The 15488-nt window shown below is 69.1% G+C and carries 16 protein-coding genes; 11 read left to right on the top strand and 5 right to left on the bottom strand.

The genetic code is table 11. The annotated features are described in order from the left end of the window. Window position 1: 1 nt before the first annotated feature. Window positions 2-907 (top strand): TIGR03619 family F420-dependent LLM class oxidoreductase, encoded by a 906-nt coding sequence (locus C3V38_RS09415; protein WP_106385648.1) that lies wholly within the window; start codon window positions 2-4, stop codon window positions 905-907. A 249-nt stretch (window positions 908-1156) separates the two neighbouring features. Here C3V38_RS09415 and C3V38_RS09410 read toward each other — a convergent pair whose 3' ends face one another. Then, a complete protein-coding gene (locus C3V38_RS09410; protein WP_106385647.1) occupies window positions 1157-2401 on the bottom strand; it encodes a cytochrome P450 in 1245 nt (414 codons plus the stop codon). A gap of 166 nt (window positions 2402-2567) precedes the next feature. Between C3V38_RS09410 and C3V38_RS09405 the strand changes: the two genes are divergently transcribed. The 4 genes from C3V38_RS09405 to C3V38_RS09390 all read left to right on the top strand — a co-directional run bounded on the left by C3V38_RS09405 (window position 2568) and on the right by C3V38_RS09390 (window position 6639). Then, entirely contained in the window at window positions 2568-3734 is a 1167-nt protein-coding gene (locus C3V38_RS09405) for a steroid 3-ketoacyl-CoA thiolase (protein WP_106385646.1), read from the top strand. A gap of 17 nt (window positions 3735-3751) precedes the next feature. Then, window positions 3752-4321, top strand: coding sequence for a GNAT family N-acetyltransferase (locus C3V38_RS18330; RefSeq protein WP_371412150.1), 570 nt, complete (start codon window positions 3752-3754; stop codon window positions 4319-4321). After that, entirely contained in the window at window positions 4318-4821 is a 504-nt protein-coding gene (locus C3V38_RS09395) for a nitroreductase family deazaflavin-dependent oxidoreductase (protein WP_371412115.1), read from the top strand. Before C3V38_RS18330 ends, C3V38_RS09395 begins: the two co-directional genes overlap by 4 nt. 300 nt (window positions 4822-5121) lie before the next feature. Then, a complete protein-coding gene (locus C3V38_RS09390) occupies window positions 5122-6639 on the top strand; it encodes a hypothetical protein (RefSeq protein WP_106385645.1) in 1518 nt (505 codons plus the stop codon). A 110-nt stretch (window positions 6640-6749) separates the two neighbouring features. Here the strand turns inward: C3V38_RS09390 and C3V38_RS09385 are convergent, their stop codons facing one another. Together C3V38_RS09385 and C3V38_RS09380 are read right to left on the bottom strand one after the other, a co-directional pair. Then, window positions 6750-7667 (bottom strand): SDR family oxidoreductase, encoded by a 918-nt coding sequence (locus tag C3V38_RS09385; RefSeq protein WP_106385644.1) that lies wholly within the window; start codon window positions 7665-7667, stop codon window positions 6750-6752. Window positions 7668-7690: 23 nt separating this feature from the next. After that, window positions 7691-8464 (bottom strand): SDR family oxidoreductase, encoded by a 774-nt coding sequence (locus C3V38_RS09380; RefSeq protein WP_106385643.1) that lies wholly within the window; start codon window positions 8462-8464, stop codon window positions 7691-7693. 77 nt (window positions 8465-8541) lie between these two features. Between C3V38_RS09380 and C3V38_RS09375 the strand changes: the two genes are divergently transcribed. From C3V38_RS09375 to C3V38_RS09350, 6 genes are all read left to right on the top strand, one after another. Further along, entirely contained in the window at window positions 8542-9336 is a 795-nt protein-coding gene (locus tag C3V38_RS09375) for an enoyl-CoA hydratase family protein (protein WP_106385642.1), read from the top strand. Continuing rightward, a complete protein-coding gene (locus C3V38_RS09370) occupies window positions 9333-10262 on the top strand; it encodes a CoA transferase subunit A (protein WP_106385641.1) in 930 nt (309 codons plus the stop codon). Before C3V38_RS09375 ends, C3V38_RS09370 begins: the two co-directional genes overlap by 4 nt. Continuing rightward, window positions 10262-11032 carry a CoA-transferase subunit beta gene (locus tag C3V38_RS09365; RefSeq protein WP_106385640.1) on the top strand — a complete coding sequence of 257 codons (771 nt, stop codon included), beginning with the start codon at window positions 10262-10264 and terminating at the stop codon, window positions 11030-11032. Before C3V38_RS09370 ends, C3V38_RS09365 begins: the two co-directional genes overlap by 1 nt. After that, window positions 11029-12111: a nitronate monooxygenase family protein gene (locus tag C3V38_RS09360; RefSeq protein ID WP_106385639.1), complete on the top strand. Its 1083-nt coding sequence runs from the start codon at window positions 11029-11031 to the stop codon at window positions 12109-12111. Before C3V38_RS09365 ends, C3V38_RS09360 begins: the two co-directional genes overlap by 4 nt. 162 nt (window positions 12112-12273) lie before the next feature. Continuing rightward, window positions 12274-12867, top strand: a complete 594-nt coding sequence (locus C3V38_RS09355; protein WP_061227404.1) for a hypothetical protein — start codon at window positions 12274-12276, stop codon at window positions 12865-12867. Window positions 12868-13033: 166 nt separating this feature from the next. Continuing rightward, on the top strand, window positions 13034-13591 hold the full coding sequence (locus C3V38_RS09350) for a hypothetical protein (protein WP_061227405.1): 558 nt from the start codon (window positions 13034-13036) through the stop codon (window positions 13589-13591). 85 nt (window positions 13592-13676) lie between these two features. On the opposite strand, the gene C3V38_RS09345 is transcribed toward C3V38_RS09350, so the two are convergent. Then, on the bottom strand, window positions 13677-14846 hold the full coding sequence (locus C3V38_RS09345) for an acetyl-CoA C-acetyltransferase (RefSeq protein WP_061915956.1): 1170 nt from the start codon (window positions 14844-14846) through the stop codon (window positions 13677-13679). Between the two features lie 27 nt (window positions 14847-14873). Further along, entirely contained in the window at window positions 14874-15455 is a 582-nt protein-coding gene (locus C3V38_RS09340; protein ID WP_061227407.1) for a TetR/AcrR family transcriptional regulator, read from the bottom strand. Window positions 15456-15488 lie beyond the last annotated feature (33 nt).

Genomic DNA, 15488 nt, shown 5'->3' with positions numbered 1-15488 from the left:
CATGGCACGCGTTGTGGACGTCGAGTTCTCCGTCCCCGTCTCCTTCTCCCCCGTCGACCAGTACATCTCGATCGCCCGCGGCGCCGAGGCCGCCGGTTTCGACCGGATCGTGCTGCCTGATTCTCTGTTCCATCCGCGTCGACAGGACAAGGACTACCCGTACACGCCGGACGGCTCGCGGATGTGGGACGAGAACACGCAGTGGGTCGAGCCGCTGATCGCTTCCGCCGCCATGGGCGGGGCCACCTCGACCATCCGGTTCTCTCCGCAGGTCCTCAAGGTCGGGCCCCGTAACCCGCTGCTGCTGACCCGCCAGGTCGCCTCGGTTGCACTGCTCACCGGCAACCGGCTCGACCTGGGCGTGGGGATCGGGTGGGATCCCAACGAGTTCGAGTGGTGCGGCGCCCCGTTCAAGGGCCGAGGCAAGCGCACCGACGAGTCGCTGGCCATCATGCGCGAGGCGCTGAAGGGCGAGTGGATGGAGTTCCACGGCGACCACTTCGACTTCGACGAGCTCATCTTCACCCCGGCCCCTGGCGAGCTGGTGCCGTTCTACGTGGGCGGCCACACCGAGATCGCCCTCAAGCGGGCGGCGCGGATCGGCCAGGGCTGGACCAGCGCGATGATGAAGTTCGACGAGATCGCGGCCACCGTCACGCGCCTGGGCGAGTTGCTCGAAGACAGCGGCCGCTCGCTCGCCGACCGCGGCGACGGCAAACCCTTCGCCATCCAGGTGGTCTGCCTGGACAAGTTCGGCACCCGCGGGTTCACCGAGCTGGCCGAGGCCGGGGTCACGGACATCATCGTGATGCCGTGGATGATCGAGGGCCTCGGTTATGACGCCACGGCCCAGCAGAAAATCGATGCGCTCCACCGCTTCGGCGAGAAGTACGGCCTCACCGGCTGACACCCGGCCCTGCGGTGCCGCACAGGCGGGCTCGTGCGCAGCGATGTCCTGGTACCGCCCGAGTTCGGACAGCGGGTCCCGCTCATGGACGCTTCCTTCGCCGCGTACGCTCCCACCTCCGCGGGAGCGTCTGCCCCCCGTGCGAGGGCGACCCCGGAAACACGTCAGCCCCGGTCCTGCCTGCGACAACAGGCGAGATCGGGGCTGCTCGACCACTGCAGGGTGCGCGGCCGTGAGTGCGGTGTCAGCTCAGTGCATGACCGGGCACTTGAAGTCGACCTTCCAGTCCTGGATGGCGTTGAGCCAGCCCGAGCGCAGGCGGGTCGCGTCGCCCATCGAGGTGATGTCGGGCATGTGGTCCGCGATCGCGTTGAAGATCAGCTCGATCTGCAGCTTCGCCAGGTTGGCGCCGATGCAGTAGTGCGGGCCGTTACCGCCGAACGTCAGGTGCGGGTTCGGGTCGCGCAGGATGTTGAAGCTGAACGGGTCCTCGAAGACATCCTCGTCGAAGTTCGCCGAGCCGTACATGATCGCGGCGCGATCGCCCTTCTTCATGGTCACGCCGCCGATCTCGACATCCTCCGTGGCGGTGCGCTGGAACGAGGAGATCGGCGAGGCCCAGCGGAGGATCTCGTCGTAGGTGGTCTCCGGGCGCTCGGCCTTGAACAGCTCCCACTGGTCCGGGTTCTCCAGGAACGCGATCATGCCGTGGGTCGTGGCGTTACGGGTGGTCTCGTTGCCGGCCACCGCGAGCAGCACCACGAACCAGCCGAACTCGTCCGCGGAGAGCTTCTCGCCGTCGACGTCGGCCTGGACCAGCTTGGTCACCAGGTCGTCCCGCGGGTCGACCTCGCGCTTGGCGGCCAACTCCATGGCGTAGCCGAGGATCTCGGCGTTGGCGGCGTTGGACTCGTCCGCCAGTTCCGGGATGTCGTAGCTGGTCATCTTGTTGGACCACTCGAAGATCTGGTGGCGGTCCTCCTGCGGGATACCGATGAGCTCGGCGATGGCCTGCAGCGGTAGCTCGGAGGCCACCTCGGTGATGAAGTCTCCCCCGCCCTTGGCCGCGGCGGTCTCCACGATGCTCCGCGCCTTCTCGGCGAGGTTCTCACGCATCTTCTCGATGTTCCGCGGGGTGAACCCCTTGGAGATGATGCGGCGGTACTTCTTGTGCTCGTCGCCGTCCTGGTTGATGAACAGGAAACGCGTCATCTCGACGATCTCGCGCTCGGTCCCGGGCGCGAAGCGCGGGATGGCGGTGTTCTCCCAGGTGGAGAAGACCTCGTTTGTGCGCCGGGAGATCTCCTTCACGTCCGCGTGCTTGGTGACGACCCAGTAGCCCTCGTCGTCGTACCCGTCCGCACCCGGCTCGTTGGCGCACCACCAGATCGGCTCGGTCTGCCGCAGGTGCATCCACTCCGGATGCGGAAGTCGCCTCTGGTAGAGCTCCGGGTCGGTGAAGTCGAACCCCTCGGGAATGGTGACTGGCTGCACTGGCACTCCTTGGCCGCGTCGGTTTGCGTCAGGTGTTCACTCCCACAACCCGGATACTGCGAACCCCTCGCCCGGGCTGTAATCTAGAACACGTTCCATACACCATACTAGAACACGTTCAGCTCCGGCCAGGCCTACCTCCGGCCGGATTCCCGGAAGGAAAACCATGGGAAATCCCGTCATCGTCGAGGCCGTGCGCACCCCGATCGGCAAGGCACGCGGCGCGCTGTCGGGCCTCCACCCCGCGCACCTGCTGGGCGCCTCCCAGAAGGAGGTCATCCGCCGCGCAGGCATCGACGCCACCCTGGTCGAGCAGGTCGTCGGCGGCTGCGTGACCCAGGCCGGCGCACAGGGCAACAACGTCACCCGCGGCGCCTGGCTCGCCTCCGGCCTGCCCTGGCAGACCGCGTGCACGACCATCGACTGCCAGTGCTCGTCCGCGCAGCAGGCCACCCACTTCATCGCCAACCTCATCCACGCGGGTGCCATGGACGTCGGCATCGCCTGCGGCGTCGAGTCGATGAGCTGGATCGCGCTCCGCGCGGCCGTCGGCAACGGCGAGAACGGCATGCCCCGCCCCGACGACTGGACGGTGGATCTGCCGGACCAGTTCACGGCCGCCGACCGGATCGCCAAGCGTCGCGGCCTGAGCCGCGCCGACCTCGAGGAGCTGGGCGTCCGGTCGCAGGCCAATGCGCAGCGCGCGTGGGACGAAGGCCGGTTCGACAGGGAGACCTTCGCGGTCGACACCCCCGAGCGCCTCAAGGACGGCACCTACACCGGCGAGACGGTGACCGTCACCCGCGATCAGGGCCTGCGGGAGACCACCGCCGAGGCGCTCGCCGGCCTCACTCCGGTCCTCGAGGGCGGCCTGCACACCGCCGGCACCTCGAGCCAGATGTCCGACGGCTCGGCAGCGGTCCTGCTCATGGATGAGGACGTCGCCAAGGCGCACGGCCTCAATCCCCGCGCGCGCATCGTCCACCAGGCACTGGTCGGCGGCGAGCCCGAGTACCACCTCGATGGCCCGGTCCAGGCCACGCAGCGCGTCCTCGACCGCTCGGGCATGTCGATCTCCGACTTCGATCTCTTCGAATGCAACGAGGCGTTCGCCTCCGTGCTCCTAAGCTGGGCGCAGGTGCACGGGCCCGACATGGACAAGGTCAACGTCAACGGGGGCGCCATCGCGATCGGCCACCCCGTCGGCAGCACCGGGTCGCGGCTCATCACCACCGCCCTACACGAGCTCGAGCGCACGGACGGCGAGCGCGCGCTCATCACGATGTGCGCGGGAGGCGCCCAGGCGTCGGCGAGCATCATTGAGAGGATCTGACATGAGCGACGTCATCCATATGGCGACGAGCCGGCGGCGGGAGATCTTCGCCGCGGTGTCGTCGGCCGACGGCCCCGAGGACGCGGTGGGGGCGGTCGCGAGCCTGCTGTCCGTGTCCGCCGACGAGGCGGCGACAGGTACTCAAGGCCCCCCTCGAGGCGTTCACCGGTTCCGCGACCGGCGCGCCCGACGGGGAGGCCGGGCGGGGTTTCGCGCTCCGCCCGTTCACCGAGTCCGAGGACCACACCGCGCTCTATCACTCTCGCTCGTCGGACTCCACGTCCGCGACCGGAGGCGCCTGGGACCGTGAGAAGACCGAGCAGGAGCTCCGGGACGGCCTGGACCGCATCGAGGCTGAATCCGCTATGTGGTTCGTCGCCGTCGACACCGAACGCGACGCCCTTGTCGGCCTCGTCTTCGGCGAGCAGATCAACGACGGCGACGTCGACGTGGCCATCTGGATCCGGCCCGAAGAGCGCAAGAAGGGCTTCGGCCTCCGGTCGCTCAAGGAGAGCCGCCGCGAACTGGCGGCGTTCTTCCCCGGCAAGCACGTGATCGTCCGCGCTCCCCTGTCCGCGAACAAGTGACCGAGCACCACTCCCGCCCCGAGACAGGGGTCGACGACCCGCGGCGTGGCGCGCCGTGGGTCGTCGGCGTCATCAAGGTGATGTCGCGGGTCAACACGTGGGCCTACCGGGTCTCCGGTGGACGGCTCGGTGGGTCGTGGCGGGTGGGGTCGGCGCTCCGCGCGCCGGTCCCCGTGTGCCTGCTCACGACCACGGGCCGTAGATCCGGCGAGCCCCGGACCGTCCCACTGCTGCACTTCCCCGACGGCGACCGGGTATTGCTCGTCGCCTCCCAGGGCGGGCTGCCCAAGCACCCTCAGTGGTACCTCAATGTTCTCGCCGACCCGGCCGTCACCGTCCAGGTGGGTCGCCGTAGCCGGGCGATGACGGCGAGAGAGGCCACATCGGCCGAGCGGGACGAACTCTGGCCGAGGCTCGTCGAGCGTTACGCGGACTTCGCCGACTACCAGGCCAACACGAGCCGGGTCATCCCGGTCATCATCTGCGAACCCGCCCACTGAGCGTTCAGTCCCCACCAGCAGCCGGGCCTCCCCTCGAGAGGCCCGGCCGCTTTGCCGTGGTCGTCTCCCCCTGCCTGCCGTCGCGGGCCGGGAAGTTAAGGGCGCTCCCATGTTTTGTGCGCTTCCGAACCGCCTCACCGGTACCTTTAGATAACAGGAAGCACATCTTTATCGCTTCCTGAGTAAAACCTTGACTTGCATTGAGGCTTAAGGGACTCTAACTTTTGGAATCGCGTGGGACCTGCGCGAACGTCGTCTCGCCATCTCGTCGGCGGGCAGCTCTCAGGGGAAGGCACTTTTATGAACAAGTCCACCAAGGTTGCCGCGGTCGCGGCATCCGTGGTGCTGGCCGCGGCCGGCACGAACGGCGTCGCCAACGCACAGATCATCGACTCCGCCAGCGTCACCAGCATGCTCGGCGAGCTCCTCCAGTCCGGCTCCGCGGGGGGCGGGCTCCCCACCGACTCGGCCGGCCTTCCCACGGACTCCGCGGGCTTGAACCCACTGGCCGGATCCTCGGACCTCACCGAGGGCGCCATCCCCGGCTCGTCGGATCTGGAGCCGCTCGCCGGCTCGCAGGCTTTCACCTCCTCGGAACCCACGCTCAGCACCGACCCGCTCGGCGGGTCCTCGGACCTGCCCGCGCTCAGCACGGCGCCGCTCGCCGGGTCCGCTCAGCTGCCGGGCCTGGAGGGTTCGCTCAGCACCCTCACCCTGTCCACCGACGTCATCGGCGACGTGGGCTCGGACAACCTCGGGCCGCTGTCCACGGATCTGTTCGCCACGGGCTCGGACGGGATGCAGCCGCTGTCCACCGAGCTCATCGGTGGCTCGACGGCCAACACCCCCCTGTCTGCGGACCTGATCACCACCGGTTCGACCGCTGAGACCCCGCTCACCCTGTCGGTGGATCTCATCGGCGGCTCCACGGCCACCACGCCGCTGGTCCTGTCCGTCGACCTCATCAACACGGGCTCGGACGGAATGCAGCCGCTCTCGACCGAGCTCATCGCCACGGGCTCCGACGACATGGCGCCGCTGTCCACCGACCTGCTCGGCGGGTCGTCGGATCTCGCTCCGCTGACCGGGTCGACCGGCATGACCCCGCTGATCACCTCCGTCGGCATGGAGCCGCTGTCCACCGAGCTCAACCTGCTGGGTGGCTCCGCCGAGCTGCCGGCCCTGTCGGCCGAGTTCCCGGACGGGTCGACCGAGGGCATCGGCGGCTCCGCCGTGCTCGTCGGTAAGGGACTGCAGGGCTCGCTGACCAACGGCTCCGCCAACGAGATCACCGAACCGGTGGGCGGGTCGATCACCGACGGCGGTGCACTGTCGCCGATCATCGGCTCCATCGCCGAGGGCGGCGTCCTGCCGGCGCTCGCGGGTTCGATGTCCGACATCTCCGGCTCGATCTCGGGCAATGGCGGATCGACCGGGCAGAGCTCGGACACCATCAACGGCTCGGCCGGCGGCGGCGCCGACGTGCTCCTCGGTTCGGTCGAGGAGCTGACCACGGTCAACGGGTCGCTCACCGCGTTCACGGGATCGCTGGCCAACGGCTCCACGCAGGGAACCACCTCCACCAACCTCGGTTCCACGATGGGTACCGCCGCCTCCATGGAGGCGGGCGGCAGCCTCCTGCCCGTGCTCGCGGTGACCGCGGTCGCCGGCGGCGGCGCCGCCATCGCCACCGCCACCGCGACCGGGGGCGTCGCCCTCCCGCCGCTGCCGACCCTCTGCGACCTGCCGTCGGCGCAGGTAGACCAGCTGGCAGCGCTCGGATCCGCGGACGCCCAGCGCTGCACTCCCGGCAGCTGAGTCGCGTCAGCCCCTCAACGAGGCCGTAGACAGAGGCCCGTAGACAGACGAGAGAGCCCCGCACCGTGACGGTGCGGGGCTCTCTCGTGCCCGGTCCCCTGCGACTGGCGTCAGCGGGCGCCGTACACCGGCACCGGCGCGGGAGACTCCGCCAGCAACCGCGGAACAACAGCGCCGAGCTCCGCTGGATCCCACTTCGCACCCTTGTCCTCAAACGCCGCGCGCTGCCACCCGTCGCAGACGGTGACCTTGCCACCCTCGACCTCGAACACACGGCCCGAGACCTCGACCGACTCCTCCGAGCCGAGCCACACGACCAGCGGCGAGACGTTGGCCGGGTCCATCGCGTCGAACGACCCGTCCTCGGGGGCGGCCATCTGCGCGGCCATGGCCTCCCCGGCCGACGTCGTCATCCGGGTCCGGGCGGACGGGGCGATCGCATTGGCGGTGACCCCGTAGCCCTTCATCTCGGCCGCGGTCTGGATGGTCAGCAACGCGATGCCGGCCTTGGCGGTCGCGTAGTTGCCCTGGCCCACCGAGCCGAAAAGGCCGGCGCCGGACGACGTGTTGATCACCCGCGCCTGGCGCGCACGGCCGGCCTTGGACTCCGCGCGCCAGTACTCGGCGGCGTGACGCAGCGGCGCGTAGTGGCCCTTGAGGTGGACGTTGATGACGTTGTCCCAGTCGCTCTCGCTCATACCGACGAGCATCTTGTCGCGCAGGAAGCCGGCATTGTTGACCAGCACATCGAGGCCACCGAAGGTGTCGATAGCCTGCTGGACGAGGTCGCGGGCACCCTCCCACGAGGAGATGTCGTTGCCGTTGACGACGGCGTCGCCGCCGGCGGCCTTGATCTCCGCCACGACCTGCTCCGCCGGGGACTCGCCGACGTTCGACCCGTCCAGGCCGGCGCCGAGGTCGTTCACGATGACCTTGGCCCCCTCCGCCGCGAAGGCGAGCGCGTGCTCACGGCCGATTCCGCGGCCGGCGCCGGTGACGATGACGACGCGTCCGTCGCAGATTCCCATGACAATCTCCTTGTTCTGACTGATCAGTGCTTGTTGTCGGCTGTGGACGCCGAGAGGAAGGCCGGCTTCTCGCCGCCCCCGTGGACCAGCAACTCGGCGCCCGTGATGTAGGCGGCCAACGGCGAGGCCAGGAAGGCTGCGGCCTGGCCGACATCCCGCGGCTCGGCCATGCGGCCCATGGGGATGGTCGCGTCGACCGCGGCGACGCCGTCAGCGTCCCCGTAGTGCATCTCTGCCAGCTCGGTCTTGACCGGGCCCACCACCACCGAGTTGATGCGGACCGCGGGCGCCCACTCCACGGCGAGGGACTGAGTGAGCGAGTCGAGGCCCGCCTTCGCGGCGCCGTACGAGGCCGTGCCCGGGGACGGGCGATGACCCGAAACGGACGAGATGTTGACAATCGACCCTCCGGTCGGCTGCATCACACGGTTCGCCTCCTGCGACACGGTCAGCGCGGACAGGAGGTTCAGCGCCACGATCTTCGAGTGGAAGTTGGCGCTCGCGTCGGCGGCGAGGGCGAACGGTGCTCCGCCGGCGTTGTTGACGACCACGTCGAGACGGCCGTGGCGGTCGACGATGCCGTCGACCAGGGCGCGGACCGCGTCGGCATCGCGGAGGTCGATCGAGTGGAACTCGAGGTCGGCGACATCCGAGTCCTCGTCGGCGGGACGGCGCGCGCACGTGATGACGACGGCCCCGGCCTCCCTGAAGACAGTACTGATGCCGGCACCCACGCCGCGTACGCCGCCCGTGACGAGGACGACCTTCCCCGCCAGACCCAGATCAATGTTCGTCATGCGTGCTAGCCTACCAAGCAAGCGTTTGGTTAGTCACCGCGCCGTCGAGGACGACGGAGGCGTGCGAAGGGAGATCCATGGGCATCAAGGTCGACACGGGTGCGGACGGGATAGCCACCGTCACGGTCGACTACCCCCCTGTCAACGCCATCCCGTCAGCGGGATGGTTCGAACTCGGTGAGCAGATCCTCGCCGCGGGCCGCGACCCCGAGGTCCACGTGGTGATCCTGCGGGCCGAGGGTCGTGGGTTCAACGCCGGCGTGGACATCAAGGAGATGCAGGACTTCGAGGGCTTCGACCACCTGCTCGCCGCCAACCGCGGCTGCTACGTGGCCTTCAACGCCGTATACGAGTGCGCGGTCCCCGTGATCGCCGCGGTCAACGGCTACTGCGTCGGCGGCGGGATCGGCCTGGTCGGCAACGCGGACTGCATCGTCGCCTCCGACGACGCCGTGTTCGGCCTGCCGGAGGTGGACCGCGGAGCGCTCGGCGCCGCCACCCACCTGTCACGCATGGTCCCTCCGCACATGCTGCGCACCCTGTACTACACCTCCCGCAACGTCACCGCGCAGCAGTTGCACTCGTGGGGCACGGTCTACGACGTCGTGCCGCGCGACCAGCTCGACGCCGCGGCCCGCGAGCTGGCGGAGGCGATCGCCGCCAAGGACACCCGCGTTATCCGGGCGGCCAAGGAGGCCATCAACCATATCGATCCGGTCGACGTGAAGTCCTCGTACCGCATGGAGCAGGGCTTCACGTTCGAGCTCAACCTCGCCGGCGTGGCCGACGAGCACCGTGACGAGTTCGTCAAGAGCGGTACGAATCTGGATAAACGAGTCAAGCGATCCGAGAGGACGGGCGAGAACAAGTGAGTAGCACCCCCACCCCGCGCGACAAGCGCACGAGCCTCGACGAGGCCGTCGCGCGCCTCGAGAGCGGTATGACCATCGGTATCGGCGGCTGGGGTTCGCGTCGCAAGCCGATGGCCCTGGTCCGCGCGATCCTCCGCCGCGAGGATCTCACCGATCTGTCCGTCATCACCTACGGTGGCCCGGAACTCGGTCTGCTCTGCTCGGCCGGCAAGGTCTCCAAGGCCTACTACGGCTTCGTCACCCTGGACTCAGCTCCGTTCTACGACCCGTGGTTCGCGCGTCGCCGCACCGAGGGCTCGATCATCTCCCGTGAGATGGACGAGGGCATGGTCCGCGCCGGCCTCACCGCCGCCGCTCAGCGCCTGCCGTTCCTGCCCACGCGCGCCGGTCTGGGTTCCGACGTCTTCCGCTTCTGGGGCGACGAGCTCAAAACCATCGACTCCCCGTACGACTTCGAGGGCAAGACCGAGACCTTGGTCGCGATGCCCGCGTTGCGCATGGACGCCGCGCTCATCCACCTGGATAAGGCCGACAAGTACGGCAACGCGGCGTTCACCGGTGCCGACGGCTACTTCGACGACCTGTACGCCATGGCCGCCGACACCGTCCTGCTCGAGGCCGATGAGATCGTCGACTCCGCCGACGCACTCATGAACGAGGTCGGACCGCAGCGCATGCTGATCAGCCGCATGTTCGTCGACACCGTCTCCGAGGCACCGAATGGCGCCCACTTCACCTTCGCCGGTGGCTACGCCCGCGACGAGGCGTTCCAGAAGCACTACGCCGCGTCCGCGAAGGAAGAGGACTCGTGGAAGGCGTTCGTCGACGAGTTCCTGTCCGGGACCGAGGAGGACTACCAGAAGGCCGTCACCGCGTTCGCGGAGAAGGCCGCTGCCGAGAAGGCCGCCGAGAAGGGAGCCAAGTGATGTCCGACGTCACCACCCAGTCCGCAACGAGGGCCGAGTACTGCGCTGTCGCGTGCGCGGAGATCTTCGCCGGCGCCGGTGAGATCTTCGCCTCGCCCATGACCCCGATGGCCACCATCGGGGCGCGCCTGGCCCGACTCACCACCGAGCCCGACCTGCTCATCACCGACGGCGAGTACCGCTTCCTCGGCCAGACCCCGCCGCTGGGCGAGACCATCGACTTCGAGGGCTACATCCCGTTTCCCCGCGTCTTCGACGTCCTGCAGGCCGGCACCCGCCACGTCGTGATGGGCGCCAACCAGATCGACCGGTTCGGCAACCAGAACCTGTCCGCCTTCGGTGACGACGTGCAGAAGCCGACCCGCCAGATGTTCGGCCTGCGCGGGGCCCCCGGCAACACGATCAACCACGCCACCAGCTACTGGGTCGGCAAGCACTCCTCGCGCGTGTTCACCGAGAACGTCGACGTGGTCTGCGGCATCGGCTACGACCGCTACACCGAGGGCGACCCGGCGTTCCGCTACCACCATCTCCACCGCGTGGTCTCCAACCTCGGCGTGTTCGACTTCGGCGGCACCGACCACAGCATGCGCGCGTTGAGCCTGCACCCGGGCGTGACCGCCGACGAGGTCGCCGAGAGCACCGGTTTCGTGATCGAGGGCCTCGCCGACGCAGCGGTCACCCGCGATCCCTCGGCCGAGGAGCTGCGCATCATTCGTGAGGTGCTGGACCCCCGCGGGTTCCGCGACCGTGAGGTGTCAGCCGCGTGAGCGCTCCCACCATCACGACCGCGTTCACCGAGCTCGTCGGCGTCCAATACCCCATAGTCCAGACGGGCATGGGCTGGGTCTCCGGACCCGAATTGACCGCCGCGACCGCCAACGCCGGCGGTCTGGGCATCATCGCCTCGGCCACGATGACCTACGCCGAGCTCGAGGACGCCATCGTGCGGACGAAGAAGCTCACCGGCAAGCCCTTCGGCGTCAACCTCCGGGCGGACGCCGAGGACGCCGCCGAGCGGTGCGAGCTGATGATCCGCCACGGGGTGAAGGTCGCGTCGTTCGCCCTCGCGCCCAAGCCGGAGCTGATCGCCAGGCTCAAGGAGAACGGCCTCGTCGTCGTCCCCTCCATCGGTGCCGCTAAGCACGCCGTCAAGGTCGCCTCCTGGGGCGCCGACGCGGTTATCGTCCAGGGCGGTGAGGGCGGCGGACACACCGGCCAGGTCGCCACCACCCTCCTGCTCCCCAGCGTCATCGACGCGCTCGGCGGCGCGGGGAACACCTCGATCCCCGTCGTGGCCGGCGGCGGGTTCTTCGACGGACGCGGCCTGGTCGCGGCGCTGTCCTACGGCGCCGCCGGCGTCGCGATGGGAACACGGTTCCTCCTCACCAGCGATTCGCAGGTGCCGGACGCGGTGAAGAAGCAATACCTCGAGCGGGGCCTGCAGGACACGGTCGTCTCCACCCGCGTCGACGGCATGCCGCACCGCGTCCTGCGGACGGGCCTGGTCAACGCGCTGGAGTCCGGAAGCCCCCTCAAGGGGCTGACCGCGGCGGTGCAGAACGCTAATAAGTTCAAGTCCATGACGGGCATGAAGTGGCAGCAGCTCGCCAAAGACGGCCTCAACATGAAGAAGGCCACCGACCGCACCTGGCAGCAGATCGTCATGGCCGCCAACACCCCGATGCTGCTCAAGGCCGGACTGGTCGAGGGCAACACCGAGGCCGGCGTGCTCGCCTCCGGACAGGTCGTCGGCCTGATCGACGACCTGCCGAGCTGCGACGAGCTGATCCAGCGGATCGTGGCGCAGGCGCACGAGCGCCTCGCGGCGCTCCGCGCCCTGGGCTGACGGCCCGCTCGACCGTCGCCACCGACGCACCCGCACGGCCCTCTGGGTCGGCGGGTTCGTCGCATTTGGTGCGTACCCGGAACATGAGGGGAGTCTTGGCATATCCTGAGAAACGTCCCCGCACGCGCGGGCTCATATCCCCCACCCCTCCCGGAGGACCCCATGACTTCTGTTCGTACCGCCGTCCGCGCGGCCGCCGTCCTCGGCGCCACCGCCGCCCTGACCGTCGCCGGTGCCGGCGCGGCGTCGGCCGCCACCGCATCGAGCCCTGTCGTCGAGGGCAACACGATTTCCATCACCTTCGAGAATGACGGTCTCGGAGATGTCGCTACCTGCGTCGCCGCCGTCGCACCCACAGCTGAAGCCGCAACCTTCGCCAGCAAGCTCGCCGCCATCTCGACCCTCGACCTCGGTGCAATCACCGAGCTTCTGAGTGGCGACACCGTCGCCACGTTCCTTCGCAGCCCGCTGAATTCACCCATCGCCAATGTCACTCTCGGCGACGTGACCGTCTCGGCCACGGTCGAGTCCGGCGTCTACTCCGCCGTTACCTACTGCGTGCCCGGCGAGCCGTCCATCACCCCGCTCGTCGTCGTCGGCAACCCGCTTGACGCAGCTCTCGGCAGCCTGGGCGCGATGAGCTCCGGCGAGGGTGCTGGCCTCGACACCCTCTCGTCCGTCCTCGGCGGAGGAGACACTGAAGGCGCACTCGACCTGGGCACTCTCTCTTCTGCACAGGGCGAGACCGAGAACTGACCTCAATCGCGCTAAATCGCGTCCCACGCTGCCCGGCCGGGTCCGCCCCGGCCGGGCATCGTCGTTCACCGGGCGGACGGCCTGCGCCTGTGTAACACTGAGCGCAACCTGAGCGACAGGTGTGATGAGCACCACCGACCATCCTTTACCTCACGTAGGAGTGCCCATGTCCCTCGCAAAGAAGATCGCCGCAGGATTCGCCGCCGTCGGCATGGCCGCCGGCCTCACCGTAGCCGGCGCCGGTGCCGCGAACGCCGCGGTCCCGGTTCCGCACGTGTTCGGCAACCAGGTCGTCGTCGACATCACGCAGCCGCTGCCGGGCCAGACGTGCCTCGGCATGCTCGTCCCGCCCGCCGCGGGTGCTGACGTGGCCGGCGCGGCCATCGCCGGGGGCGGCGATCTCATGGCCATCATCCGGACGCTCGGCAACCGCGGCGACGTGGTCGCGCTGCGCGGCCCGGGCGTGCCCGGCATCTTCACCCTCCCCATGACGCTGCCCGGTCAGCCGGGCCGGCTGGTCGCCGAGAACGTGCCGTCCAACGTCTACGCGCTCGCGGTGATCTGCCTGAGCAACAACGGCCCGGCCGAGCCGCACCTGTTCCCCGCCGTGGTCGGCGGTCCGCTGGACGCGTTCGCCGGTAGCGCTGGTGGCAGCACCGGAATCACCCCCGCTCCCGTCCAGGGCGGCGGCACCACCGGCTCCCTCAACGGCCTCGGCTCCTGACGCACCGCATGCCCGGCCTCGCCGGCGCAGAGAGAAGGGCCCCGCACCGGGTGGTGCGGGGCCCTACTCCATGTCAGTGGCGCTGTCAGGCGTCCAGTCGCTCGATGATCGTGACGTTGGCGGTGCCGCCGCCCTCGCACATGGTCTGCAGGCCGTAGCGGCCGCCGCTGCGCTCGAGTTCGTTGAGCATCGTGGCGAACAGCTTGGCTCCCGTGGCGCCGAGCGGGTGGCCCAGGGCGATGCCGCCGCCGTTGGGGTTGACGCGGGCCGGGTCGGCGCCCGTCTCCTTGATCCAGGCGAGGACGACGGGGGCGAACGCCTCGTTGATCTCCACGACGTCGATGTCGTCGATCGACAGGCCGGTCTTCTCCAGCGCCCACTTGGTGGCGGGGATCGGCGCGGAGAGCATCATCACCGGGTCGTCGCCGCGAACGGTGAGGTGATGGATGCGGGCGCGGGGCTTGAGCCCGTACTTCTCGACGGCCTCGGCGGAGGCCAACAGGCCGGCGGAGGCGCCGTCACAGATCTGGGAGGCGACGGCGGCGGTGAGCGAACCACCCTCGGCCAGCACCGGCAGGGAGGCCATCTTCTCGAGGGTGGTCTCCCGGGTGGTCTCGTCGGCCTCGAGGCCTGCCATCGGCACGTACTCGTTCGCGAAGCGGCCGGCGGCGATCGCGGCACGAGCGCGCTCGTGCGACTGGAGGGCCCACTTCTCCATCTCCTCGCGCGAGATGCCCCACTTGTCGGCCATCATCTGCGCGCCGTTGAACTGGGAGATCTCCTGGGAGCCGAAGCGCTCGACCCAGCCGGTGGAGCCGGTGAACGGGTCGTCGAAGCCGAACTCGCGGCCGGCGAGCATGGCCGAGGAGATGGGCAGGGCGCTCATGTTCTGCACGCCGCCGAACAGGATGACGTCCTGGGTGCCGGACCAGATGGCCTGGGCGCCGAAGTGGATGGCCTGCTGGCTCGAGCCGCACTGGCGGTCGACGGTGGTGCCCGGCACGCCGAGCGGCATCCCGGCGGCGAGCCACGCGGAGCGGGCGATGTTTCCGGCCTGGGGGCCGATGGTGTCGACGCAGCCGAAGATGACGTCGTCGACGACCTCCGGGTCGATCCCGGTGCGCTCGACGACGGCCCGGATCACGTGCGCGCCGAGGTCGGCCGGGTGCTGCCCCGACAGGCTTCCGGCGCGCTTGCCGACGGGGGTGCGGACGGCGTCGATCACGTAGGCCTCACGGCCGGTCACGCTGGTCATGGATCTCCTCGGGGTGGGTGAGAAAGGTCAGCCGACGGTGAGGCCGTCGAGAACGATGTTGAGGTACTGGTCGGCGATCGCCGCGTGGTCGTTGTCGTCGTCTGGCCGGTACCAGCGGACGGCGACCCACACGGTGTCGCGGAGGAAGCGGTAAGTCAGGCGCACGTCGAGGTCGCCCCGGAAATCCCCGGACTCCATCCCCCGCCTCAGCACGTCGGTCCACATCTCGCGGAACTCGGTGTTGCGCTCGCGCAGGTAGTCGAATCGCGGGTTGCCGCGGAGGTGCTTGAGCTCGTCCTGGTAGATGGCCACCTCGTTGCGGTCGCGGTGGATGGCCTCGAACGACGCGCGGACCAGCGCTTCCAGGGTCGCGCGCGGGCCGAGCCCGGAGCCGACGATCCTTCGGTACTCGCCGAAGAGCGCGTCGAGGAAGCCACGCAGGATCTCGTCGACGATCGCCTCCTTGGAGGCGAAGTGGTGGTACAGACTTCCCGAGAGGATGCCCGCGGCGTCGGCGATGTCGCGGACGGTGGTCGCGCGCAGGCCGCGTTCTGCGAAGAGTTCCGCCGCGATGGACAGGAGTTCCTCACGCCTGGTCGTACTGCTCATGCGCCCACACTACCAACCAAGCACTTGCTAGGT

This window comes from Dietzia sp. oral taxon 368 (assembly GCF_002999155.1).
In the GTDB taxonomy this organism is placed as follows: Bacteria; Actinomycetota; Actinomycetes; order Mycobacteriales; family Mycobacteriaceae; genus Dietzia; species Dietzia cinnamea.
The sequence above is the reverse complement of the archived record's forward strand: the minus strand, read 5'-3'. Positions and strand labels throughout refer to the sequence as shown.

Bases quoted from the DNA above. Each gene is read 5' to 3' on its own strand.
- C3V38_RS09415 (WP_106385648.1), top strand. From the start codon at position 2: ATGGCACGCGTTGTGGACGTCGAGTTCTCCGTCCCCGTCTCCTTCTCC.
- C3V38_RS09405 (WP_106385646.1), top strand. From the start codon at position 2,568: ATGGGAAATCCCGTCATCGTCGAGGCCGTGCGCACCCCGATCGGCAAG.
- C3V38_RS09390 (WP_106385645.1), top strand. From the start codon at position 5,122: ATGAACAAGTCCACCAAGGTTGCCGCGGTCGCGGCATCCGTGGTGCTG.
- C3V38_RS09385 (WP_106385644.1), bottom strand. From the start codon at position 7,667: ATGGGAATCTGCGACGGACGCGTCGTCATCGTCACCGGCGCCGGCCGC.
- C3V38_RS09380 (WP_106385643.1), bottom strand. From the start codon at position 8,464: ATGACGAACATTGATCTGGGTCTGGCGGGGAAGGTCGTCCTCGTCACG.
- C3V38_RS09375 (WP_106385642.1), top strand. From the start codon at position 8,542: ATGGGCATCAAGGTCGACACGGGTGCGGACGGGATAGCCACCGTCACG.
- C3V38_RS09365 (WP_106385640.1), top strand. From the start codon at position 10,262: ATGTCCGACGTCACCACCCAGTCCGCAACGAGGGCCGAGTACTGCGCT.
- C3V38_RS09355 (WP_061227404.1), top strand. From the start codon at position 12,274: ATGACTTCTGTTCGTACCGCCGTCCGCGCGGCCGCCGTCCTCGGCGCC.
- C3V38_RS09350 (WP_061227405.1), top strand. From the start codon at position 13,034: ATGTCCCTCGCAAAGAAGATCGCCGCAGGATTCGCCGCCGTCGGCATG.
- C3V38_RS09345 (WP_061915956.1), bottom strand. From the start codon at position 14,846: ATGACCAGCGTGACCGGCCGTGAGGCCTACGTGATCGACGCCGTCCGC.
- C3V38_RS09340 (WP_061227407.1), bottom strand. From the start codon at position 15,455: ATGAGCAGTACGACCAGGCGTGAGGAACTCCTGTCCATCGCGGCGGAA.